General features: G+C 26.4%; 37 protein-coding genes. 33 read left to right on the top strand and 4 right to left on the bottom strand.

All coding sequences use genetic code 11. The annotated features are described in order from the left end of the window. Positions 1 to 123: 123 nt before the first annotated feature. From IC174_RS14045 to IC174_RS14035, 3 genes are all read right to left on the bottom strand, one after another. On the bottom strand, positions 124 to 789 hold the full coding sequence (locus tag IC174_RS14045; protein WP_227483206.1) for a heavy metal-binding domain-containing protein: 666 nt from the start codon (positions 787 to 789) through the stop codon (positions 124 to 126). Between the two features lie 117 nt (positions 790 to 906). Continuing rightward, positions 907 to 1,401 carry an ImmA/IrrE family metallo-endopeptidase gene (locus tag IC174_RS14040; protein WP_227483205.1) on the bottom strand — a complete coding sequence of 165 codons (495 nt, stop codon included), beginning with the start codon at positions 1,399 to 1,401 and terminating at the stop codon, positions 907 to 909. 114 nt (positions 1,402 to 1,515) lie between these two features. Next, the gene (locus IC174_RS14035) at positions 1,516 to 2,025 is read right to left on the bottom strand and encodes a helix-turn-helix domain-containing protein (RefSeq protein WP_227483204.1); all 510 of its coding nucleotides are present in this window, start codon (positions 2,023 to 2,025) and stop codon (positions 1,516 to 1,518) included. Positions 2,026 to 2,146: 121 nt separating this feature from the next. On the opposite strand from IC174_RS14035, the gene IC174_RS14030 reads away from it, so the two are divergent. The 7 genes from IC174_RS14030 to IC174_RS14000 all read left to right on the top strand — a co-directional run bounded on the left by IC174_RS14030 (position 2,147) and on the right by IC174_RS14000 (position 4,428). Continuing rightward, positions 2,147 to 2,338 (top strand): hypothetical protein, encoded by a 192-nt coding sequence (locus IC174_RS14030; protein ID WP_227483203.1) that lies wholly within the window; start codon positions 2,147 to 2,149, stop codon positions 2,336 to 2,338. Positions 2,339 to 2,366: 28 nt separating this feature from the next. After that, positions 2,367 to 3,017, top strand: coding sequence for a hypothetical protein (locus IC174_RS14025; protein WP_227483202.1), 651 nt, complete (start codon positions 2,367 to 2,369; stop codon positions 3,015 to 3,017). A gap of 25 nt (positions 3,018 to 3,042) precedes the next feature. Further along, entirely contained in the window at positions 3,043 to 3,216 is a 174-nt protein-coding gene (locus tag IC174_RS14020) for a hypothetical protein (RefSeq protein WP_227483201.1), read from the top strand. Between the two features lie 36 nt (positions 3,217 to 3,252). Continuing rightward, the gene (locus tag IC174_RS14015) at positions 3,253 to 3,402 is read left to right on the top strand and encodes a hypothetical protein (RefSeq protein ID WP_227483200.1); all 150 of its coding nucleotides are present in this window, start codon (positions 3,253 to 3,255) and stop codon (positions 3,400 to 3,402) included. A 14-nt stretch (positions 3,403 to 3,416) separates the two neighbouring features. Continuing rightward, a complete protein-coding gene (locus tag IC174_RS14010; protein WP_227483199.1) occupies positions 3,417 to 3,686 on the top strand; it encodes a hypothetical protein in 270 nt (89 codons plus the stop codon). Positions 3,687 to 3,740: 54 nt separating this feature from the next. After that, positions 3,741 to 3,941 carry a hypothetical protein gene (locus tag IC174_RS14005; protein ID WP_021393851.1) on the top strand — a complete coding sequence of 67 codons (201 nt, stop codon included), beginning with the start codon at positions 3,741 to 3,743 and terminating at the stop codon, positions 3,939 to 3,941. Positions 3,942 to 4,008: 67 nt separating this feature from the next. After that, a complete protein-coding gene (locus IC174_RS14000; RefSeq protein ID WP_227483198.1) occupies positions 4,009 to 4,428 on the top strand; it encodes a hypothetical protein in 420 nt (139 codons plus the stop codon). On the opposite strand, the gene IC174_RS13995 is transcribed toward IC174_RS14000, so the two are convergent. Further along, positions 4,414 to 4,977, bottom strand: coding sequence for a hypothetical protein (locus tag IC174_RS13995; protein ID WP_054277928.1), 564 nt, complete (start codon positions 4,975 to 4,977; stop codon positions 4,414 to 4,416). The genes IC174_RS14000 and IC174_RS13995 overlap by 15 nt on opposite strands. Positions 4,978 to 5,443: 466 nt before the next feature. Here IC174_RS13995 and IC174_RS13990 point away from each other — a divergent pair, with 466 nt between their 5' ends. The 26 genes from IC174_RS13990 (at position 5,444) to IC174_RS13865 (ending at position 21,734) form a co-directional block, all read left to right on the top strand. After that, entirely contained in the window at positions 5,444 to 6,223 is a 780-nt protein-coding gene (locus tag IC174_RS13990) for a hypothetical protein (protein WP_227483197.1), read from the top strand. Between the two features lie 14 nt (positions 6,224 to 6,237). Continuing rightward, on the top strand, positions 6,238 to 6,378 hold the full coding sequence (locus IC174_RS13985) for a hypothetical protein (protein ID WP_227483196.1): 141 nt from the start codon (positions 6,238 to 6,240) through the stop codon (positions 6,376 to 6,378). Continuing rightward, positions 6,371 to 6,685, top strand: a complete 315-nt coding sequence (locus IC174_RS13980; RefSeq protein WP_227483195.1) for a hypothetical protein — start codon at positions 6,371 to 6,373, stop codon at positions 6,683 to 6,685. Before IC174_RS13985 ends, IC174_RS13980 begins: the two co-directional genes overlap by 8 nt. Then, complete coding sequence (locus IC174_RS13975) at positions 6,678 to 7,109, top strand: hypothetical protein (RefSeq protein ID WP_227483194.1); 432 nt, start codon at positions 6,678 to 6,680, stop codon at positions 7,107 to 7,109. Before IC174_RS13980 ends, IC174_RS13975 begins: the two co-directional genes overlap by 8 nt. 18 nt (positions 7,110 to 7,127) lie before the next feature. Beyond that, positions 7,128 to 7,598, top strand: coding sequence for a hypothetical protein (locus tag IC174_RS13970; protein WP_227483193.1), 471 nt, complete (start codon positions 7,128 to 7,130; stop codon positions 7,596 to 7,598). A gap of 29 nt (positions 7,599 to 7,627) precedes the next feature. After that, the gene (locus tag IC174_RS13965; protein ID WP_227483192.1) at positions 7,628 to 7,951 is read left to right on the top strand and encodes a hypothetical protein; all 324 of its coding nucleotides are present in this window, start codon (positions 7,628 to 7,630) and stop codon (positions 7,949 to 7,951) included. Between the two features lie 66 nt (positions 7,952 to 8,017). Beyond that, positions 8,018 to 8,620, top strand: a complete 603-nt coding sequence (locus IC174_RS13960; protein ID WP_227483191.1) for a Holliday junction resolvase RecU — start codon at positions 8,018 to 8,020, stop codon at positions 8,618 to 8,620. 1 nt (position 8,621) lies between these two features. Next, positions 8,622 to 9,074, top strand: a complete 453-nt coding sequence (locus IC174_RS13955) for a hypothetical protein (protein ID WP_227433276.1) — start codon at positions 8,622 to 8,624, stop codon at positions 9,072 to 9,074. Between the two features lie 16 nt (positions 9,075 to 9,090). Next, entirely contained in the window at positions 9,091 to 9,267 is a 177-nt protein-coding gene (locus IC174_RS13950) for a hypothetical protein (protein WP_227483190.1), read from the top strand. Positions 9,268 to 9,286: 19 nt separating this feature from the next. Continuing rightward, on the top strand, positions 9,287 to 9,715 hold the full coding sequence (locus IC174_RS13945; protein WP_021382686.1) for a hypothetical protein: 429 nt from the start codon (positions 9,287 to 9,289) through the stop codon (positions 9,713 to 9,715). A gap of 232 nt (positions 9,716 to 9,947) precedes the next feature. Continuing rightward, positions 9,948 to 10,565 (top strand): hypothetical protein, encoded by a 618-nt coding sequence (locus tag IC174_RS13940; protein ID WP_227483189.1) that lies wholly within the window; start codon positions 9,948 to 9,950, stop codon positions 10,563 to 10,565. After that, the gene (locus IC174_RS13935) at positions 10,523 to 10,753 is read left to right on the top strand and encodes a hypothetical protein (RefSeq protein WP_227433280.1); all 231 of its coding nucleotides are present in this window, start codon (positions 10,523 to 10,525) and stop codon (positions 10,751 to 10,753) included. Before IC174_RS13940 ends, IC174_RS13935 begins: the two co-directional genes overlap by 43 nt. Positions 10,754 to 10,777: 24 nt before the next feature. Beyond that, the gene (locus IC174_RS13930; protein ID WP_227433281.1) at positions 10,778 to 11,143 is read left to right on the top strand and encodes a hypothetical protein; all 366 of its coding nucleotides are present in this window, start codon (positions 10,778 to 10,780) and stop codon (positions 11,141 to 11,143) included. A 19-nt stretch (positions 11,144 to 11,162) separates the two neighbouring features. Continuing rightward, positions 11,163 to 11,591, top strand: a complete 429-nt coding sequence (locus tag IC174_RS13925; RefSeq protein ID WP_227483188.1) for a hypothetical protein — start codon at positions 11,163 to 11,165, stop codon at positions 11,589 to 11,591. 16 nt (positions 11,592 to 11,607) lie between these two features. Beyond that, entirely contained in the window at positions 11,608 to 12,195 is a 588-nt protein-coding gene (locus IC174_RS13920; protein ID WP_227483187.1) for a hypothetical protein, read from the top strand. 693 nt (positions 12,196 to 12,888) lie between these two features. Continuing rightward, complete coding sequence (gene tnpA, locus IC174_RS13915) at positions 12,889 to 13,290, top strand: IS200/IS605 family transposase (protein ID WP_227483186.1); 402 nt, start codon at positions 12,889 to 12,891, stop codon at positions 13,288 to 13,290. A 17-nt stretch (positions 13,291 to 13,307) separates the two neighbouring features. Next, on the top strand, positions 13,308 to 14,747 hold the full coding sequence (locus IC174_RS13910; RefSeq protein WP_227483185.1) for a transposase: 1,440 nt from the start codon (positions 13,308 to 13,310) through the stop codon (positions 14,745 to 14,747). Positions 14,748 to 14,951: 204 nt separating this feature from the next. Then, positions 14,952 to 15,134: a hypothetical protein gene (locus IC174_RS13905; protein ID WP_227483184.1), complete on the top strand. Its 183-nt coding sequence runs from the start codon at positions 14,952 to 14,954 to the stop codon at positions 15,132 to 15,134. Positions 15,135 to 15,151: 17 nt separating this feature from the next. Next, a complete protein-coding gene (locus IC174_RS13900; protein WP_227483183.1) occupies positions 15,152 to 15,388 on the top strand; it encodes a hypothetical protein in 237 nt (78 codons plus the stop codon). After that, positions 15,369 to 15,752 carry a hypothetical protein gene (locus tag IC174_RS13895; RefSeq protein WP_227483182.1) on the top strand — a complete coding sequence of 128 codons (384 nt, stop codon included), beginning with the start codon at positions 15,369 to 15,371 and terminating at the stop codon, positions 15,750 to 15,752. The genes IC174_RS13900 and IC174_RS13895 overlap by 20 nt, the downstream gene beginning before the upstream one ends. After that, on the top strand, positions 15,742 to 16,185 hold the full coding sequence (locus IC174_RS13890; protein ID WP_413927194.1) for an HNH endonuclease: 444 nt from the start codon (positions 15,742 to 15,744) through the stop codon (positions 16,183 to 16,185). The genes IC174_RS13895 and IC174_RS13890 overlap by 11 nt, the downstream gene beginning before the upstream one ends. Before the next feature lie 200 nt (positions 16,186 to 16,385). Beyond that, on the top strand, positions 16,386 to 16,865 hold the full coding sequence (locus IC174_RS13885) for a phage terminase small subunit P27 family (protein WP_227483180.1): 480 nt from the start codon (positions 16,386 to 16,388) through the stop codon (positions 16,863 to 16,865). Further along, positions 16,865 to 18,580, top strand: coding sequence for a terminase TerL endonuclease subunit (locus IC174_RS13880; RefSeq protein ID WP_227483179.1), 1,716 nt, complete (start codon positions 16,865 to 16,867; stop codon positions 18,578 to 18,580). Before IC174_RS13885 ends, IC174_RS13880 begins: the two co-directional genes overlap by 1 nt. 29 nt (positions 18,581 to 18,609) lie before the next feature. Further along, positions 18,610 to 19,791 (top strand): phage portal protein, encoded by a 1,182-nt coding sequence (locus IC174_RS13875; protein ID WP_227483264.1) that lies wholly within the window; start codon positions 18,610 to 18,612, stop codon positions 19,789 to 19,791. Continuing rightward, a complete protein-coding gene (locus IC174_RS13870; RefSeq protein WP_227483178.1) occupies positions 19,792 to 20,556 on the top strand; it encodes a head maturation protease, ClpP-related in 765 nt (254 codons plus the stop codon). A gap of 14 nt (positions 20,557 to 20,570) precedes the next feature. Then, on the top strand, positions 20,571 to 21,734 hold the full coding sequence (locus IC174_RS13865) for a phage major capsid protein (RefSeq protein ID WP_227483177.1): 1,164 nt from the start codon (positions 20,571 to 20,573) through the stop codon (positions 21,732 to 21,734). Positions 21,735 to 21,755 lie beyond the last annotated feature (21 nt).

Below are 21,755 nucleotides of genomic sequence, written 5' to 3'. Positions count from 1 at the left end.
TATGTAAAAAACTAAGTGCATTTTTTCTTATACTTCAAGCAATTTTTTTTAACTTATGAAGAAAAAATGCATTATAACATAAAAAACAAATGCATATCAATATACATTTGTTTTTGTTATGGTTTATTTATCATTTTGCTTTACTTTTACCACAGTTCCACTTGTCATTATAAAAAAAGAACCATATGATTCTATGTAATTAGTGCTTATACCAATTACAGCATTACCACCACATGATACTGCTTTTTCTTTTAAATTATAAAGTGCTTGCTTTTGAGCAAGTTCTAAATTACTCTCATTTTTTGAAATGTCAATATCTGTACTTTTTCTTAATTTAAAGCTTGCTGTTACTTTACTATATTCTACAGAGATATATTTATATATGTTATATCCTTCTAAAAATGGAGTAGTTGATGCAATTACTAATGCAGGGTTACGTTTAAGGTTTTCTAATTCCTTTTTGCGTTTTTCAACATTATCAACTTCCATAGTTTGTGTTTTTACTATGTCTATACATAGTTTACACAAATCTTGTTCTGAGTTTTCTGGAAGTTGTTTACCACATTTTCTACATTTATTATTTAAAAAAAGTTCATCTTTTTCTACAACATTATTTTTATCCTTGATAATTAAATGACTTGGTTTCATAGAAGAAGCTAAACTTTTTGCATAGTCAATAACCATTTCTTTATCTGTAGAGCTATAAATTGAATATGTATTATTTTCATCTATAAATTCTTTCAAATCCCAATTATTTAAATTATTTAGAACTACAATATATTCAGTCATAATATAAAAACCTCCCTAAAAACATGTTAATAAAATTATAGTATCATAATATAGTATATAAATGGAAGATTTGTATAATTATTGAAAGAAAATATAGAAAGAAAGGTACTTAGTTAACTAAGTACCTTTCTTTCTATATTTTATGTAATTTTTAATAAAAACATTAAACTGTTTTATAACTAAATTCTCTAAATCAGTAATATTATTTTTCCCTTTCTTTAAAGAAACACTTTTTTTTAACGCAATGTTTTTATCAACACCGCAAACATACATAATTTCAGAAATTTCCAAAATTTTACAATATGATAAAACTGTATGAGGACATAATATATATTTTGTAAAGGCTTCTGCTTCTACTTCAAATAATTTATTGTTTTTAGAATGTAGTTTTAAAACATTAGTTTTTGTTGCGTGACCTAGAAAAACGTGTGATAGTTCATGCATAAGTGTCCAACGGATAGAATAAAAAGGATAATACGTATTGTAACAAATTACAAAAGTATTATCTCTTTTACTCCAGAATACAAATCCTTGCTTGTCATATTTTTCAGTAATAAAATCAATATCTCTTCTTATCAGTTTTGCAAATTCGTCATAGGAATAAACTTTCAAATTATTATTTCTAATAATCTGAAAAGGACAAATAGGGTAATGTCGTAAGTTCTTCTCTTAAAATGAATTCGTAAGCTATTTGTCGTAAAAATTTATGCATTATTTATTTTTAAGTTACCTTTCTAAAGTGTTATCTAAATTGTCATATAAATTTATTGCTTCTTCTATATTTTCAGTATTGCCATTTCTAGCAGCAGATTGCTGGGCATTTTCTTCGATATATTCACTTCTATAGTCTTGATACAATTCATCATCTTCTAAAATTGTGTCAACAAGTGAGTATACATATTTTTTTATTGCTTTTCTTTGTTCTCCAGTCAATTTTAAATAGCTTTCAAGTATTTTCACATCTAAATTATCAAGATTATATTTGTTTGATAGTTCAGAAATTATTGTATCATCAATTTCTAAAAATATATCTCCTATTCCTTGTCTTAACCATTTTTCGTTTACATTAAATGCTTGGCAAATTTGGGATATATGTATATCTTTTGGAGTTCTTTGACCTGTTTCAAACATAGCTAAAGTGGCATGTCCAACTTTAATTTTTTTACTAAAATCTCTTTGATTTAAATTTAATTCCTTCCTTAATAATTTAATTCTTTCATTAATTTTTTCATTCATTAATTTATCACCTCTTCTGATATAATATCATATTTAAGATTGCTATGTAAACAAAAAGAGTTGACTCTGTGCTTATTAAGTGATATATTAAGATTACAAAGCAGACAAAGGGGTGTAATTTATGAATAAAGTTATTGATAATAAAACAAAAAAAATGATTGAAGCAGAAGAAAGAGTAAAAAATGAATTTCTTAGTAAAAAAATTGATGCAGAAGATTTAGTAAGAGCATTTAAAAAATTGCCAGATGAGGAAAGAGTAAAGATATTTTATGGAATAGAGTTTGTTAATAAATTGGATGCGATGGTAATGTAATGAAAATAAAATGATTGAGGTGATAAAGTTGTTTATATTGAAAGGTAAAGACTTTGAAAAAGTAACAGAAAAACTAAATGTATCTTACTGGATTACAACTGACGAAGAAACGGAAGGAGAGTTGGTATATGACTCTCTAGGTGCAGAAGAATTTTGTTTTAGATTGGAAGATTATGAAGTTGAAGATTTAAGAGTAGCAAATAGACTAGAATCACATGATAATTCATTATTTGATATAGAAAAAAAGTATGTTGTGATTGATGAACTAGTTATAGTTATTTCTTGCGATTTGACAAAAGAAGAGTATTTTTATGAATGTGAATTAGAAGAAGATAAAAAAGATAGAAAAAATATAAAATGGAATGAAAATAAAGAGGACAACTATAGAGGTAATTTTTCTAAAAAAAGTTTTAAATTTAATAATAGCGATAAAACATTCTGTCTGGATACAATAGTTTCTTATAAGAGTTTAAAACAGTATTTAAAAGAAATAACTGAACTTATAGGAGCTAATGAGATAACAATATTAAGTGAAGTACCAGAAGATTCAATAAGTATTAATTTTTACTGTGATGATGATAGAAAACTTATTTTAAAATTTAGAAGGGAAATTGATGTTGAAGAAGGTTGCAAAAGAGAATTTGAATATTATGATAAAAATGTTTTATTCAATATCTAATAAATAATTAAGTGAGGTAATAAAAATGGCTGAAATAAAAGAAGTGAAAACAGATAAAGAAGTGTTAGAAAGACTTATACAAGAAATGAGTATCTTAGAAGAAAAAGCTATTCCAAGTACAAAAGAAATTATTACTATGAAAATTGAACTTTCAAAAGAGATAAGAAGCTTAATAGAATTGAATAGAAAAATAAAATAATAATATAAAAAGAAATAAATTTATGGGGAGAAAAAGATGGAAGAGAAAAAAGAAGTAATAACTTTAAAAGTGAATATAGAAATAGACGAGGAACTTCTGAATCAGAAAATGAGTAAAATTAAAGGCTTGTATGAAGAACTTAAAAATGAATTGAACTCATTTTCTGATTTGATAAAAGTTAGATAAGGAGTGATAGAAACATGAATGATTTAGATGTAGAAATAAAAATAAATGAATTAGAAAAGTATGGTTACTTTAGAGTAGATAAAGATTATATGTTACAAAATATAAATAAAAAAAGTGCTTTATATAGAAAGCATGTTGAAGAATACCCAAATGTAAATTTAAAAAAAGAACTTTTAATTGCAATGAAGTGTGAAGGAAATTTTTATTTTTATTCAAGAGAATTTATAGAAAAGAATAGTGTTTTTGAAATACTAGAAAGTACTAAAAATCACTTTGCAAAATAAGTTAATAACACTATCTAATACATAATTAAAATACTAAAAAATGGGGGAATACATATGTCAAAACCATATGAAAAAGTTGAATTTAAAGGCGAAATGAATATGGATTACTTTTGTAAAGGATTGGCAAGAGCGAAAGAAATGATGATAAAAAGACTTTTTGATGTAGATTTAGAAATAAAGTGTACATATAGAAAGAAAACAGAAGAAGAAATGAAAGCTGAAAAAGAGAAGAAGTTAGAAAAGGAAGTAATTTAATTGGAATTTTAAAATTGCATAAATAAAATAGTTGCATAGGGATAATACAGTATCTGAGGTGATAAAAATGAAACTACAAAAAGACACTAGTGAAAAAATTACAAGAGATTTAGAATTAAAAATACTTGCAAATAAAGAGAAAAATAGTTTTTTGAATTTTTGCAAGTTGAAAGAGTTGTCTAATAAAGATATAAAATTCATTTTAGAGAATGTTTACATAAAGAAGTATATAAGAAAATCAATTTTAAAAAAAGAATATGTCATAAAGGTTAAAAGTATTACTTTGAAAAAAAATGATAAGCTCTTAATCTTTTGTAAAGATAAGAACTTATCAAAAGAAGATATATTATTTATATTACAAAATATTATTTTACATAAAGAATTTATAAATATCATGAAGAAAAAAGATGAATATGAAATAAAAATTGCTATATTAATGTCAATATTAGGTATTATATTAAGCCTAATATCTTTAATCTTCATTTAATGGATTTATAGGTTTAAAATCTTTTGGTAGAGGATTAATCGTTACTTTAGTATTAAATGAGCCATCTGGAGTATCTACAATTATTTTAAAATCTTTTGATTCTCTTATTGGATGTATGCCTTCGAATACAGCATATCCATGTACAGTACCAAGTGATGGAATCCTTGTATATTTTAAAATATTTTCACTATTTATATTGATAGGTATGTATAAATTATCATCACCTTCAAAATTAATCAATGAAATTCCATTATCATTATAATAGTCATGTATATCAAGTTTAGTAGCATTTGAAGATAGATGATTATCTAATAATTTAATTTTAGTAATAGATACATTGCTGGTCGAAAGATTTTCTATAGTTAAATAGCATATTAAAAGTTCATATTTTTCATACCAATTAAAGCCAAAACAATAACTTTTTTCTATATCATAGGAGATTTTAAGTTTAACACTAGCTTTTCTATATACTTTGATAGAAATATAAAGGCTTGAAAAAGATACTATTAGTGCTAAAATGGCAATCCAATTTACTGCTAAGTAGTCCATATTTTGATAGTCCTTTCATTATATTTTAATAAGAAAATTATAACATAAAATTTTGAAAAAAAATAAAAAAATAAGATTGGTGAAATACATATGTCAAAGCCATATGAAAACATTGAAATTAAAAATGAATATGGATTTATTTGCAAAAAATTAGCAAGAGTAAAAGAAGTGAAAAAGTTAGAAAAGGAAGTAATTTAAATTGAAATTTAAAAATTATGTAAACAAAAAGTGTCTTATAACTACGAATTATAAGACACTTCACAAAATAACTTTGTTGTCAAAGCTATAAAATCATATCTACTCTTTATTATAGCAGATAAGACAACAGAGTTCAATAAACACGCTAAATAAAGCGATTAACGAGCTTGTAATAGGTATTAACATTATAACGATAAGTATCTATACAAATATATAACACTAGATACTAATATATAGATGCTAATAAAAGACTGAATGAGGTACTGCTATGAAGAGTTTTATAAGAGAGAAAAAGATATATTGTAATGATTATTTAGAGATAGATATAATACCAAAAGTAGATGGAACAAAAGGTAAAAGAGGTAAAAGAGAATATGTATCTAAACCAAAGCAAAAGAATCTAAATGATAAAAACGCTAAAAGATATTTTACACAATCAGTTAATACAAATTTTAATAATAAAGACTTAGTTATACATTCTACATATGCACCAGAATATCTTCCAGAAACATTAGAAGAAGCTGAAAAAGAGGTTAGAAACTACATAAGAAGGATTGATTATAAAAGAAAGAAAGAAGGGCTTGAACCAGTAAAATATATGCTTATAACAGAATTTGGAGAAAAGAAAGATGGAACTAAAAGAGTTCACCACCACATTATTATGAATGGTGGATTAGATAGGGATATAATAGAAAGCCTTTGGTCTAAAAAGCAAAAAGGTAGAAAAGAAGGCGAAAAACTTGGATGGATAAATACACATAGGCTTCAACCTAATGAATATGGATTACAGAATCTATGTAATTATTTGATGAAAGACCCAAAAGGTAAAAAGCGATGGAGTTCTTCTCGGAATTTAAAGAAACCTTTTCAAGTTTGTAATGATAGTCGATACAGTAAAAGAAAAGTAATGGATATAGTAAGAAATGATTTAGACAATAGAATGTTTTGGGAAAAACAGTATAAAGGTTACATATTTACAGAGTGTAAAGCTAGTTTTAATGAGATAACAGGAGTTAGCTTATATATAAAAATGCGAAGATTAAATTAAAATGAGGTGATTATATGTACTTAAGAGTATGCAAGTGTTGCAAAAAGGAATTTAAAACAAATTTGTATTTAAAGACATATTGTTCTTATGTTTGTAAAAACAAGTTTAAGAATGGGAGAAAAAAAGAAAAGAAAGAAGGTAATAAGAATGAATAAAGAAATAGATGCGATATGTGCCAAGGCTGGAGAGTATATTTGTAAAATATGTAAATTTAATAATACTTGTAGAGTTGAGAATAAAAATGGGTGTATGTGTGGTCAGTTTAAAGTAAAGAGCAAGATAGAAAAAATACTGGAAAAAGGTAATTCTATAACTGCCATGGATTTTAAATTAAAAAATATAAGTATGAAAGAAGTTGAATCTTATTGTGAGGAAAATAATAAAAAAATAGAAATTTGTGGATGGGGAAAAGAACAAATAATAATATTTACAGATAAGGAGAGAGGAAAAATTAATGACTAATAAAGAGAAAATAAAAGGTTTTGTGCTAGTTGATTTATGCCAAGGTGAATCTAGTAAAAAAAGAGAAAAAGATACTTATTATGCAGGTAAAAACCATACTTTTAACTACGACTTATACCCTGTACTAGTGAAGGATATAAATAAAGCTAAAGTATATAAAACTAAAAAAGAAGCTAAGAAAGAACTTAATGTATTAAATAAAAAATGTATTCATAACTGTTTTAGAATTGCAAGCTTTAAAAAAGCTATTAAAAATATGACTAATAAAGAATTAGTAGCTTTTACTTCAATGAGAGAAAATAAAGCATGTAAAAAATACTCAGAAGATATATGTAATTCATGTAATAATACTGAGATTGATTGTGACAGTTTTGATTGTGAAAAAGCATATAAGAATTGGTTAAATGAAAATGTTATCTGGTAATGTGAAGGAGTGGTAGAAATGGTTTATAAAGATAAAAGCTTGTTAACAAGATTATTAAAAATAATTTCAAGTAAAGAAAAGAAAATAAAAATGTTAGAAAAAGAATTAGAAGCTTACAAAGAACTTGCAAGAAAAGGAGAACTCAATTTTTATTTTTCAGAAGAAGATGAAGAATATCATATAGAATTATATAACTACAATGAGAAGCTTGGAGAGTTTGCAAGAGATATTATATTAGACAGAAAAAAATTTGAAAGAGAAATAGAAAAAGAAAGAAATTTCAAAAATAATTTATATACAGGAGAGATAACAGTATCCAATATAAAAGAAATTATACAATCAAAAATGATAATAAAGTTAAAAGATGTTCAAAGGGCTGGAATAGACGAAATAATCTTGGATTATCATTGTAGCATGAATGAAAAAACTTATAGAGTAGTTACAAACAATTATGGAAAAAGTTTTGTAATCTTTGAAGATAAAAATTAAAAAATAAAAATAAATAGAAGGTGATAAAAATGACTAATGAAGAATTTAAAAAGCTAGAAGAGATATGTAATAAATACGAGGGATTAAGAGTCATGAAAGAAAATGCGGAAGAAACAAAAAAATCTATTGAATGTAGTGATAGTTCAAAATTGAAATTTATAAGTTTTAATTTTGGGTGGAATGAAGATTTAGAGCTTCGTATTAGCAAAGAAACAAGAGCTTACATAAAACAGGAAGTTATAAAAATGCTAGAGAAAGTAACTCAAGATTGCAATAAAAAAATGGAAGATATTAATGCCGCAAGCATAATACTAGAAGAAATTTGGAATAAAATAGGAATAAAGAAAAATTGAAAACATTTATTATAGAATGAATTATTTTAAATATAAATTCCTTGTAGGAAAAAAGGAGCATAAAATATGGATGATAAAAAACTACAACAAAGATATAAAAATAAAGTTGCTAATGCACAAGGTCAACACTTTGAAAATTACATAAATTCAGCTTGTATAATTTATAGAAATGATAATAGAGCTGAAATAGATAAGACACCAGAACCTTTCAAGGTGCTTAATAAAGATAGAATGGGAAAATTTACAGGTAGATTTATAGCTAATGCACAACCAGATTTTAAAGGTACTTTAAAAGGTGGAGTATGTATATGCTTTGAAGCTAAATACACGCTTAAAGATAATATAAAAAGAAGTGTTTTAACTAATACACAGCTAGAAACATTAAACAGATATTACCACATGGGAGCGATAACAGGGGTTTGTATAGGTATACAAGATAGATTTTACTTTATACCTTTTCTTGTATGGAAAAATATGAAAAATTGTTTTGGTAGACAATATGTAAAACAAGAGGATATAAAAAGATTTGAAGTAAAATTTTTCAATGGAGCTGTATTGTTTTTAGACTATATAACTAAAGACGAGAAAATATTAAATGAAAATTATAGCTTATTAAGAAAAAAATTTGAAAATGAAATAGATGATAGTATTAAAAAGGTGAGGGGATAAAATGTTTTTAAACTTATATACTAAAAAAGATTTTGATGAAATAAAAGCAGAATATGAAATAGCTATTGGTAGAATAGAAGAACTAAAAGATAAATGTTCAAAGAAAGAAAAAATAATTTCAGACTTAGAAAATAAAAACGCTGCACTACATACAGAAAAAATGTCTTTAAAAATTAGATATGAAAATGACCAAAATATAAAAAAAGGGATGGAAGCTGGAGCTGGAATTTTAAGAAAAGAAATAGAAAGATTAAAAGAAGAAAATGAGATTTTGAAAAAAACAATAGAAACTTTTAACAATAAAGTCAAAGAAATAGAATTAAAATTTAAAAAGATGCTAAATAGTAAAATAACTAGACTTGAAGCTATAAAAGCAAGAACGAAGAGGTTTAGAAAAAAGAAAAAAATAGAAAAAATTATTGAGGAACTAGAATTAAAAAGTTTCTTAGAATAAAAAAAGGTTGATTATTATGTTATTAGCTAATAAAGATAAAATAATACAGCTTGCAAGTAAAATAGTAGAACTATACAATTTTGAAGATTTAGAAGCAACAATAAAAGCTATACAGTACTTAGGAAAAGTAGAAGTAAATGGAGTTATACAGGAAGAAGAATATAACAAGCTTCTAAAATTGATTGAAAAATAATATAAGGAGCTGAAAGTCTATGGAAAAGAAAGTAATAAATTATTTTGTAGATTGTATAAAGAAAAATAAAACTAGGATATTGATAGAAAAAGATAATAAGTACTATATATCAGATGGTGCATGTGTTTTTATAGTAGATAAAAATGAAATGGTATTAAATCCCAAGTTATTTGAAACTAACAGTAAGAAGTCTCAGATAATAATGGATAACATAAAAAAAGATAGCTATAGAGAATTGTTATTAAAATATTATATACCAATAAGAGAGCTTGTTTATCATAAATATATATGTGAAGATTTTGCAATTTACCTTGATGAAAACTATATAAAACTTTTTGGGAAATTTGATAAGGTAGAAGGAATAGACAATAACTCTCTTGTTCGCATATCTATAAAGGGGCATATAATAGGCTACTTATTACCAGTAAGGACAACGGAAAATTTTTAGTACTAAAAATAAAAGAAAGAAGGTAAAGTTATATAAATATGAAGTTTTAGCAGGACATAGAAGATTATTAGTATCACATCTTTTAGTTGATGAAGGTAAAAAAGAATTTGAGTTAGTACCTTGTATAGTAGAAAAAGAAAAATCAAAAATAACTAAAGTAGATAGATTATTAGATAGATTATTGCTAATCACAACAAACTCAACGATAAGAGGGTATTCAGAATATGCTAAGATGAAAGAATTGGAAGATACAAAAGAAGTGTTAGAAGGATTAAGAGAAGAAGGTTATGGAAAAACTGGCAGAACAAGAGATTTGATAGCTGAAATGATTAAAATATCATCATCCAAGGTGGCTAGATTAGAAAGTATTTCTAAAAATCTTACTCCAGAATTTAAAGAAGAGTTCAAAGGAAATGAGATAAATATATCAACAGCTTATGAATTATCAAGACTGGAAGAAGCTGAACAACAAAGTTTATTTGAAGAATACAAAGACAAAGGAAGTTTAAGTATTAAGGATGTTACAGAAAAAAATAAAGATGAAAAAAGTGAAATAAATGAATCGACAATTTATGAAATTGAAGAGGATGAAAATGAAGAAAGTGAAAATATAATTAGTTTCCCAAATGTAATAATAGAAGATAAAAAAGAAGAAGGAAAAGTTTTTAAAACAATTTTTGAAATATTAAAAGATATGAAGATTAGAAAATTCGCAGAGTTTATTTGTTCTCAATGTAATGTGACTGGAACATTTTGTGATTTTGCGATGGAATGTAATGATAAAAACGGAAAAGGGTGTGTTGATATATGCATAAAGTGGTTAAAGGTGGAAGCACAAGAAAAGAAGTAGATATAAGACATAATAAAAGTGGATACTTAGATAGTACAGCGTATGAAGCTATAAAAAAAGTTGACAAAGAGAAACAAGAAGTTAATGTATTGATTGAATTAATTAAAAAAATGGCTAAGATAGCAGGTTTTGAGATAGTAGGAAGAATAGAACTTAGAAATAAAAAAACAGGCGTTCTATATAAATAAAATATTCTTTGGTGGGTGATAAAAATGGATATATGTAATGATTGTTTTCATTTTAAACATTATAGAGGTATGGAAATTGGAAGATGTAATAAAAAAGAAAAAGTAGTATATGATAAAGCAAATATATGTGGATTTTATAAAAGTAGATTACAAAATCTAAATATTGAGGAATTATTGAGTGAAATAGAACGATGGTCAAATGAAAAAAAGAATAGTTATGTAATATGGTTTGCTGAACATGACAGTATACAGCTTGATATAGTTCAAGACATTAATAGACCTAATAATCCAGAGGATGATGTACTTATAGAAGAATACATTGAAAATAACTATGGTTATGTAAAATATGAAGTTATTGATTTAGATACGATAGAAAAAGTTGAATTATAAAAACAGGAGGAGTAATAAAATGGATAAAGATGTTTGGCTATATAGTTGGGATGATGAATATTTTGCAAGTGATGAATACGAAAGTAAAGAGGAAGCTATTGAAGCAGCTAAGGAAGAACTTAAAAGGTTTGGGGAGTTTGGTAGATTGGTTTATGTTGGGAAAAAAGAAGAGGTTAATATACCTAACATAGATGCAGAAAAAGTGTTAGAGCGTGTTCAAGATAGAATTGATGATGAATTTGGATGGTATGGTGAAGATTGGTTTGAAAATATACATGTTGAAGATATATTGATACTAGAGAATAGAATAAGCGAAGTATTTAAAAAATGGATAGATGAATTTGGATACAAGCCATATTGGTTTGTTGTCACAGATACAAAAGAAATAGAACTAAATGAGGTTATTAATGAAGGTGATAGAAGAAGTAGTGGAGTTGATAATAATTAGAAAGGGATAAAATTATATGGAAACAAATACTATAGAAGATAATAAAAAAAATAATATCAATTTAATAATTGAAAGAGCAGCAAAGTCAGCAGCAGAACAAGCTATACAAATATATAAAGCAAAATTAAATGAAGAAGCTATTGAACTATATAATAGAAAGATAAGAAATACTAAACTGTTGCTGAAACATTATAGAGAGTTTAAAAAGCATATTGATAATTCTGTTTTTAAAGTCTCTTGTAAAAACGGAAATGCTATTGAAGTGTTGACTACACTAGCAGATAGATATGTAAGTGAAGATTTGTTTGTAGAAAGCATCAGTAAAAGTGTATCTAGGACTAATGTGATAATTGCACATATAGATATAATGTTGAAGATATATAAAGAGTATTGTAATAACTCTAATGATATAGAACAAAGACGATATAGAATAATAGAAGAAAGATTCATAAAAGAAGTAAAACATAAGAAAGATAGATGTAGTATAAACAAGATAGCTAAAAGAGAAAACATAGATACTAGGACTGTATATAAAGATATAGACCAAGCATGTGAAAAGTTAGCAGCTTTAATATTTGGTGTGGATGGGATAAAAAAGTATTGAAAAAGTATATGTGAATGGGCATGTTTTTATATATAGATAGGTTTAAATAAGATACATATTGATATATAATAATATCAGTAATTGCAAATGATTAAGTGTATAATAAGAGAAGTATTAATTTATAAAGATATAAAGAATAAAAGGGCAATAAGTGTTCATATACAAAACAATTTCAAAATGATAATATATAAAGTGTAGAATTGTCCTTCTGATATAAAAGGGAAATCAGAGGGAAAAGTGAGGGTAAATATAGGGAAAAGAAAATGTTATAATGATAATATGGAAAAGCTATATATAAGAACTAAATAAAAATATTTATATTAAAAAACCTAGCAAATAGACTAGGTTTTTTATTTTATATGTTTGTCTTAGAAGACTTAGATTAATTTCTAGGTCTTTTTTAATGAAAAAACTTAATAAATTTCAGATATCGGTAATTCCGACATCTGAAATTTATTAAAAATGCATAATACATATTATTCAGATATGCACACTATGCATATCTAAAATTCAAATATTTAGGAGGTTGATTTTATGAAACTAAAACTTGTTAAAAAAGGAAAATTTTTAGGGACAACATGCGACTTTTACACAGGATAGTGCGGAAAGCCCACTCCTTTAGGTGTGGGATGGATAGCACAAATAGTGTATAAAAAGCATTGACACATACACATATAATGTTAATATAAATATATGGAAAATAAATATAGAAGAACTCAAACAACTGTTAGTCTAATTAATTATCATTTTATATTCTGTCCTAGATATAGAAGAAAAGTATTTAATATAGAAGGTTTAGAAGATAGATTTAAAACATTGGTTAAAAATAAGTGTAAGGAGATGGATATTGAAATTATTGCAATAGAATGCGATAAAGACCATACACATATGTTTTTAAATAGTCTTCCAACTTTAAGTCCTTCTGATATAATGCAAAATATAAAAGGTTATACAAGTAAAATATTAAGAGAAGAATTTATTGAATTATCAAAAATGCCTAGTTTATGGACTAGAAGCTATTTTGTATCTACAGCAGGGAATGTATGCAGTGAAACTATTAAAAAATATGTAGAAAATCAGAAAACAAGATATTAGAAAGTGAGGTGAACACTATGTCAAATTATATATTAACATTGCAATTAAAAACAGAAAAGTTCCAAGAAGATATTATATGTAATACTTTTGATAAGTATAGAAAAGTATATAATTCATGTTTATCAGAGCTATTTAAAAGATATAACCACATGATAGAATCTAAAGAACACCAAGCAAATTGTAAATATAAGGGTAAAGATAGAAATAAAATATTTAGTGAAATTAATAAGAAGTATAATTTAACAGAGCATTCACTTCATAAGTTTGTTAAATCTATTGGTAAATATTATAAACTACATTCTGCTATAACTCAGAAGATAGCTACAAGATGTTTTAATGCTTTTAGTAAGTATATCTATCATCAAGCTAAACAGGTTAATTATATTAGATATAATGAATTGACATCAATAGAAGGGAAACAAAATTCAACTGGTATTAGTTATAAAGATGGTATTATTAAATTTAATAAGATGACTATTCCAGTAATAATAAAGAATAATGACAACTATGCTCAAAGAGCAATTCAAGATAAAATAAAATATTGTAGAATACTTAAAAAAGAAATTAAGGGTAAAATTAAATGGTATGTACAATTAGTCTTAGAAGGAATTCCACCTAAAAAAACAACCAATCAAGGAAAAATAAAAGGACAAATTGGTTTAGGTAATGTAGGTATAGATATTGGAACTCAAACTATAGCTATATCTAGTAAATGTGATGTTAAGTTATTGGAGTTAGCTCCTAATGTTAATAATATAGATAGGCAATTAAAATTAATTCAACGCAAAATGGATAGAAGTAAACGTGCAACCAATCCTAAAAAATTCAATGATAATGGTACTATAAAACAAGGAAATAGAGATAAGTGGATATTTAGTAATCACTATATTAAATTAAAAACACTAAGAAAAGAGTTATATAGAAAGCAAACTGAAATAAGAAAGCAAGACCATTATGTATTGATTAACAAATTACTTAATTTAGGTAATAAGTTTTATGTTGAAACAATGAGTTATAAAAGACTTCAAGCTAGAGTAAAGAATACTACTATCAATGAAAAGACTGGTAGAATTAATAAGAAGAAACGTTTTGGAAAATCATTAGCAAATAAAGCGCCATCAATGTTTTTGACTATGTTAGACAATAAGTTAAAATATAATGGTGAAAAACTATATAAAATAGATACTACTAAATGTAGGGCTAGTCAATATAATCACTTTTCAGATGAGTACAATAAGAAGGAATTAAGGGATAGATGGAATAATAGTATGGATATTCAAAGAGATTGCTATTCTGCATTTTTAATAATGAATGTTAATGAAGATTTAAAATCAATCAACAGAGAATTATGTATTAACACATATGATAACTTTAAAATATTACATGATAAAGAAATAAATAGATTAAAAGAATTAAAATTAAATGGTTATAAATTAATATCTAGTATGGGGATATAAAAACTATATAGGTTGAGAAACGAGCCTAATATTAATGTTAATGGTATCAATAGATACTTTGTTAATAAAAGTCTTAGGGAATATGATTAGTGATAATATGCTGTAGGTTATGATTTATTGTAACTGAGAGTATTGTAGAAATTCATGTACTACCTAAGAACCCCACGCCTTTAGGCGTAGGAGTTTCAGAAACATTTCACAGAATTGGTTAGAAAGAAATTAAGTATACCAAAAGGTATTAAAAGAGATGAATTAAAACAAGGAGAACTATTTGATATACAAGCGTTAGAAAGAGTTATAACAATGAAGCTGGATAAATTAATAAATGAAGATATGGACTATAAGGATGTATATAAAAAGATAAAAGAATTAATTGATTTAATATAAATAAGAGGTGAAAGTATATGGATGATAGTAGGGAATTAAAGATTAAAATGAGAGATACATTTAGAGACTTAGCAAAATTATTTGATAAAAACATGAAGCTAGAAGATGAAATAAAAAGTTTGGCAGAAGAAGAAACTAAGAAACAAGAAAGGTTAGTAAAAAGATATGAAAAAGTACTTGAAACTATTTGTGAGAAACTGGACTATCTATCAGCACTAGGAGAGGAGCAAACAAATGAGAAGAATAGTATGTGATAAATGCAATAATAAATTTAAAGTAGCTTATAAAGATGTAAGAACAGAAACTATTGGAGATATAGAAATAAAATATTTTATATGTAGAAAGTGTAAAGAAAAATATATTATATATTATGAAGATGAAACATTAAAAGAACTGAAAGAATTATATAAAGAACTTATTTATGAAGAACAGAGTGGATTTACAGATAGAACAACAAAGTCTGAAAGAGAAAAAGTTTTTACTGAAATGATTGCATATGTAAATACATTAAAAGAAGTGTGTAATAAATATCTTAATACAGACTGTGAAATGAAAGACATAGAAAAACACATAGAAGAATTATTAAGAGAAGAACCAAGTGAAGTATATGAAGCTTAAAAAAATATGCAAGTGTGGTAAGACAATAGATTATAGTGAAAAGGCATGTAGTGAGTGTGCTAAAAAACATATTAAAAGTAGGAAACAGAGCAATAAAGTATATAATTCTAAGAATAGAAATAAAGAAAGAGATAAATTCTACAATGGAAAAGAATGGAGAGAAACCAGAGAGTATATATTAGAAAAAAATATATATTTAGATTTGTGGGATTATTATATTAATAAAAAAATAACTATAGCTAATACAGTGCATCATATCATTGAGTTGTCAGAAGATGAAGAACTTTCATTAGAAGAAAATAATCTTGTACCATTATCATCTAAAACACATAAAAAAATACATACATTATATGAGAAAAATGAGATAACAAAGAAAGAAACTCAATCAAAATTAAAAGAGATATTGAGACTTCATAAAATATATAATGAATAAGGCTATCCCCCCTACCTATGAAAAAAAGAAAAGGGGATTGGGACAGCGAACAGGGGTATATATATACAGAGCTTTTCCCTTTTTAAGATTTTTTTGTAAAAAAATATGCAGGATGTCTTGCAAGAAAGTAAATCATTTTTAGAAAATAGCTGATAGCTATTATTTTTTTGCACAAATTTAAAAAGATTGGAGGTGTAAAAATGGGAAGAAAAAAACAAATGACATCTACAACTAAAAAACATTTAACTAAAAAAGAAAAACAGACTCGGCAAAATGTAGAAAAACAAATAAAACTTGATAGAGATGATTTAGTAACAGTTCCAGAGCATTTAAATAGTGATATTTTAGCATATAAAGAGTTTTCAAGAGTAGTAGAAGAAGCTGGAAAAATTGACTTGTGGGATAACTTAGACCTAGCAATGGTTTTAATGTACAGTGATGCATATAGTAATTATATTAAATTGAAAGAGTATATAGAAAAAACAGGTCATGTTGTTTCTGGAAAAGATACAGAAAAAATAAGTCCTTACGTAACCGCGAAATTTAAATATGCTGAATTGATATTAAAATGTTCTACTAAATTAGGCTTAGCAACTACAGACAGATTAAAGTTAGTTGTTCCGGAAAATGAAAAACAAAAAGAAAATAAATTTGCTAAATTCATAAAAGTAGGAACATAATGGCAAAAAGAAAAAAGGATAGAGTAACAGAATATGCAAAAAAAGTAGTTGCTAAAAAAATAATAGCTGGTGAAAGTGTTATTCTAGCATGTAAAAGACATTTAGAAGATTTGAAAAGAAGTAAAACAAAAGAATTTAAATATAAATGGGATGTTGAAGCATCAGAGGAAGCACTTGACCTTTACAATGAACTTACTATTCTGGAAGGTGACGAAGTACAAACTTTAAAAACTAGAGGGTTTCAAGATTTTATCTTAGGTAGCTTAGAAGGCTGGGTTGAAAAAAAGACTGGTTATGTAAGATTTAGAGAAGCATATATCCAATTGGCACGTCAAAATAGTAAGTCTTTTCTATCTGGTGCTAAAAGTATAAAAACAAGCAATTTCTCAACATATAAAAAAGGAAAAATTATTTGTGCAGCAACTAAGATGGAGCAAGCTAAAATAGTATGGGAAGAAGTAGAAAAATTTATACTGGCTGATGACGATTTAAATGAAATGTATAAAATAAAACGTTCTGACTATGAGATAACAGCAGGAGCAACAGGAACAATAATAAAGCCTATTGGACGTGATACAAAAAGTTTAGATGGATTCCGTTCTATATTAGCGATACCAGATGAACTACATGCTCATAGAACAAACCAAGTTTATAAGCTTTTACAAGGTGGGCAAAGAAAGGTTAATAATGCTTTGATATTAGCAATAACTACAGCAGGGTTTGATTTAAATAGTTTTTGCTATGAACATTATTCTTTTTGTAAAAAAGTATTATCTGGGACTATTGAAAAAGAAAGTTTATTTATATATATTGCTGAAATGGACAAAGAAGATGATATTTGGGATTATCATAACTGGGTAAAATCTAATCCATTATTACTTTTAAATGAAGATGATACTATAAACATGCACGAAGTTGCTAAAATGAGTGAGGTTGCATTAGAAGCTAAAGAAAAAGGTGGAAGCGACTTAATGGACTTCATGACAAAATGGTTAAATATATGGGTAACTTACAAAGATGGAAGGTATCTTGATGCAAACTGGCTTGAAACGTGTGCGTGTGACTTAACTCTTGAAGATATGAGAGGTAAAGAATGTTATTTAGGTATAGATTTGTCAAGTGGTGGAGATTTAACTTCTATAGCATTAATATTCCCTATTGAAGATGGAAAAGTTTATATTTATAGTCATTCATTTATGCCAGAACTAAGAATTATCGAACATGAACAAACAGATGAAGCACCGTACCGAATGTGGATTAATGAAGGGCTTTTAACGCTAACTACAGGAGCTTTTGCTATTAAAACAGACTATAAATTTATAATAAAACATTTAGAAGATATATTAACAGAATATGAAATAAATGTAATAAAATGTGCATATGATAACCACAACGCAAGTGCTTTTATATCAGACTTAGATTTTCTAGGTTGCGATTTGATAGATGTACCGCAAAGTGCTAGGTCACTAAATGATGCAACAGTAGACTTTAAACTATCTATGAAAGCAGGTCAAGTTTTATATAATAGAAAAAATAAGTTGTTTAAATGGAGTGCTATAAATGCAACTACAACAAAAAACAGTTTTGGAGAAATAAAAGTTGATAAATTAGAACAAGAAAATAGAATAGACCCAATAGATTCGATTATTGATGGTTGGAAAATGTACTTTGAAGATGTAAAACAAAATGCAGATATTGCATATGTACCAGATTAATTAAAGGAGAATAAGAAAAAGTGGGAATAATGAACTGGTTAAGGAATCTAAGATTCGGAACACCAAGCATAAAAATAGGGCAAAAAAATAAAAGTAGTCCATTTTCATTTTGCAATGATACTCTGGCAAGTAATGAAACTATATTTGCAGCAATTACAATGTTAGCTAATTCAATTGCTAGTGTTCCGATTAGTCTTAGGGATGGCTATGAAAAAGTTAAACCAAGCGAACATTATATTGCTGGTATGCTTAGAGATGGATTTAACAAAAATGATACCATGTTTGAATTTATAAGGTTAATGGAAGTGATAAGAAATACAAAAGGCAGTGCTTATGCAATCAAAGAATATGATTATTATGATAACATAACTGATATTTGGGTATTAGATTCTGATTTTGTAACACCTATTCTTGATACAGACACAAAAGAATTATGGTATAGAATATCGACAAAAGATGGAGATAACTATTTTCATAATAGTCATATAATATCTGTTAATCATATAAAAGAAGGTTCAGAACGTGGAATAAGTCCAATTGGTGTCTTAAAAAATACTTTGAATTATGATAGAGAAGTAAAAGAATTAAGCTTAGCACAACTTTCTAATAATATAGATGCTAAATATGCTTTCAAAATTTCTGGTAATTTAAGTAAAGAAAAATTAACTGAATATCATGAAATGATTAAAAGCTACATGGACAAAGGAATTATATATTTAGACAATGGGAAATCACTTGAAGAGTTAAAAAATAAATCTTTTATCGACCCTAAAATTTTTGAAGTTGAAGAAATAACTGTAAGTAGGGTGGCAAGAGTTTTTACCATGCCAGCACACAAGTTATATGCTGGGAAACAAACATATTCAAGTTCTGAACAGGCAGACTTAGAGTACTTAGTTGATACAATATTACCAATTGTACGAATGTATGAACAAGAATTTAATAAAAAATGCTTAACTACTATTGATAGAAATAGATATGAAATCAAATTCAATTTAAGCGGATTTGCTAGAGCAGATATGAAAACTCGTGGCGAGTTTTACCAAAAAATGGTTAGGTGTGGAGGATTAACACCTAACGAAATACGAGAACTAGAAGATAGACCTCCAAAACAAGGTGGTGATGATTTGATGGTAAGTAGAGATTTAATAAAAATTAAAGATTTACATTTACTATTGTCTAATAAAAATAACTTGAGGGGAGGTGATTAAATGAAAAATAAAATATTAGAATTAAAAAATAAAGATTCACAATCTAATGATTTAAAGAATGTTGGAAGCATAGAGATAAAAAATCAAAATGAGAATAGTGCAGAATTATTTTTTTATGGTGATATTGTTTCTGAAAGCTGGTTAAGTGAATGGTATGAAGATGATAAATGTCCTAGTGATGTCAGTAAGTTTTTAGAAGAATTAGAAGGAGTAAAAAATATAAATGTACATGTAAATTCTGGTGGTGGGTCTGCGTTCGCTGGACTTGCTATATATAATCAATTAAAAAGATACAATGCAAATATAACTACATATATAGATGGATTAGCAGCAAGTATAGCGAGTGTAATTGCCATGGCTGGTAATCGTATTGTTATGCCAGAAAATGCATTATTAATGATACATAAACCTTTGAGTTGGTGTGGAGGTAATGCAGATGATTTTAAAAAAGAAATTGAGGTACTAGACACATGTCAGAAATCAATTTTAAATGTATATATGACAAAAGCAAAATCAAATATTAAAGAAGAAGAAATAAATGATTTAATAAATAATGAAACTTGGTTAACTGGAGAAGAAGCAGCTAGATATTTTGAAATAGAATTAGAAGGAACTGTAAATACAGTCGCATGTTCTTCTGACTATTTTAATAAGTACAGAAATATACCGAATCAAATAAATGAGATTAATAATAATTCAATGTTACCAGTCATGAGTAAAGAAACTAAATTATTAATAGAAAGAATAAAAAATAAAACAAAATAAGGAGTGATTTTATAATGGAAATGAATAGATTTAAGTTACAACAGATGAAAGAAGGGGTAAAAGCCCAATTAAAAACTGAAAGTGATAAATTAGCAAATATGTATATGGATGTAAAAACAACAGCACCAGAAAGGAAGGAACAAGAAACTGCGGTAAGAGATTTGGAAGAAAGATTCGAAGGTATAAAAAATAAAATAAAAGAAATAGATGAAAAAGAAGCTCAAAAAATTGCTGTTCAAAATAAAAATAAAAATCTTGGTAACAATGAAAAAGACAAGAAAATAAAAGCAAAAGCAGAATTGATAAGAAATGTAATGGCTGGCAAAGAAGTAACAAAAGAGATAAAAAATGTACTTGGGGATGGGGAAGCACTTGGAGGAGGTAATAAAATGCTCCCTGTTACAATGACAAATGAATTGTTATATGAACCACTGGCAAAAAATCCATTGCGAGGAATTTCAACAATGACAAATATAACTAATTTAGAAATACCCAAAATTACATTCTCTTTAGATGATGATGATTACTTAGATTCAGATACAGCATCAGCGAAAGAATTAAAAGCAGATGGAGCGAATGTATCTTTTGGTAGAAATAAATTTAAAGTTTTTTGCGATATAACAGAAACAATTCTAAAAGGCACAGAAACAAATTTAGTTCAAGTTGTGGATGCAGGTTTACAAAGTGGTTTAGCTAAAAAAGAAAAAAAGGTAGCTTTTGAAATAAGTAATCCAACAGAAGCCTCTTTTTATAAAAAATCAACAGAAAGTGGAAACCCATTTCTAATAAAAGCAATAGAGGAAGACACAATGTTCGAGTCGATAATAAGTTGTCTTGCAGATTTAGAAGACGATTATTCAGAAAATGCTAGTATTGTTATGAGAAAAATTGATTATTTTAAAATAATCAAGAATTTAGCTAATGGAAACTCAAGCTTGTATACAACTCAACCAGAACTAGTATTAGGAGCACCAGTAATTTATTGCGATTTAGCTACAATACCAGTAGTAGGAGATTTTAGATATTCTCATTTCAATTATGATTTAGAAATGTATTATGATAGAGATAAAAATGTTAAAACTGGTATAGAAAGCTTTGTTTTAACTGCATATTTAGACCATAAAATTAAAATGAAATCTGCTTTTAGACTAGCGACAGTAAAAAGCAATACACCCTAGACCAGACCTTCCAGAAGGAGA

It is taken from the genome of Clostridioides sp. ES-S-0001-03, from assembly GCF_020676075.1.
GTDB lineage: Bacteria > Bacillota > Clostridia > Peptostreptococcales > Peptostreptococcaceae > Clostridioides.
The sequence above is the reverse complement of the archived record's forward strand: the minus strand, read 5'-3'. Positions and strand labels throughout refer to the sequence as shown.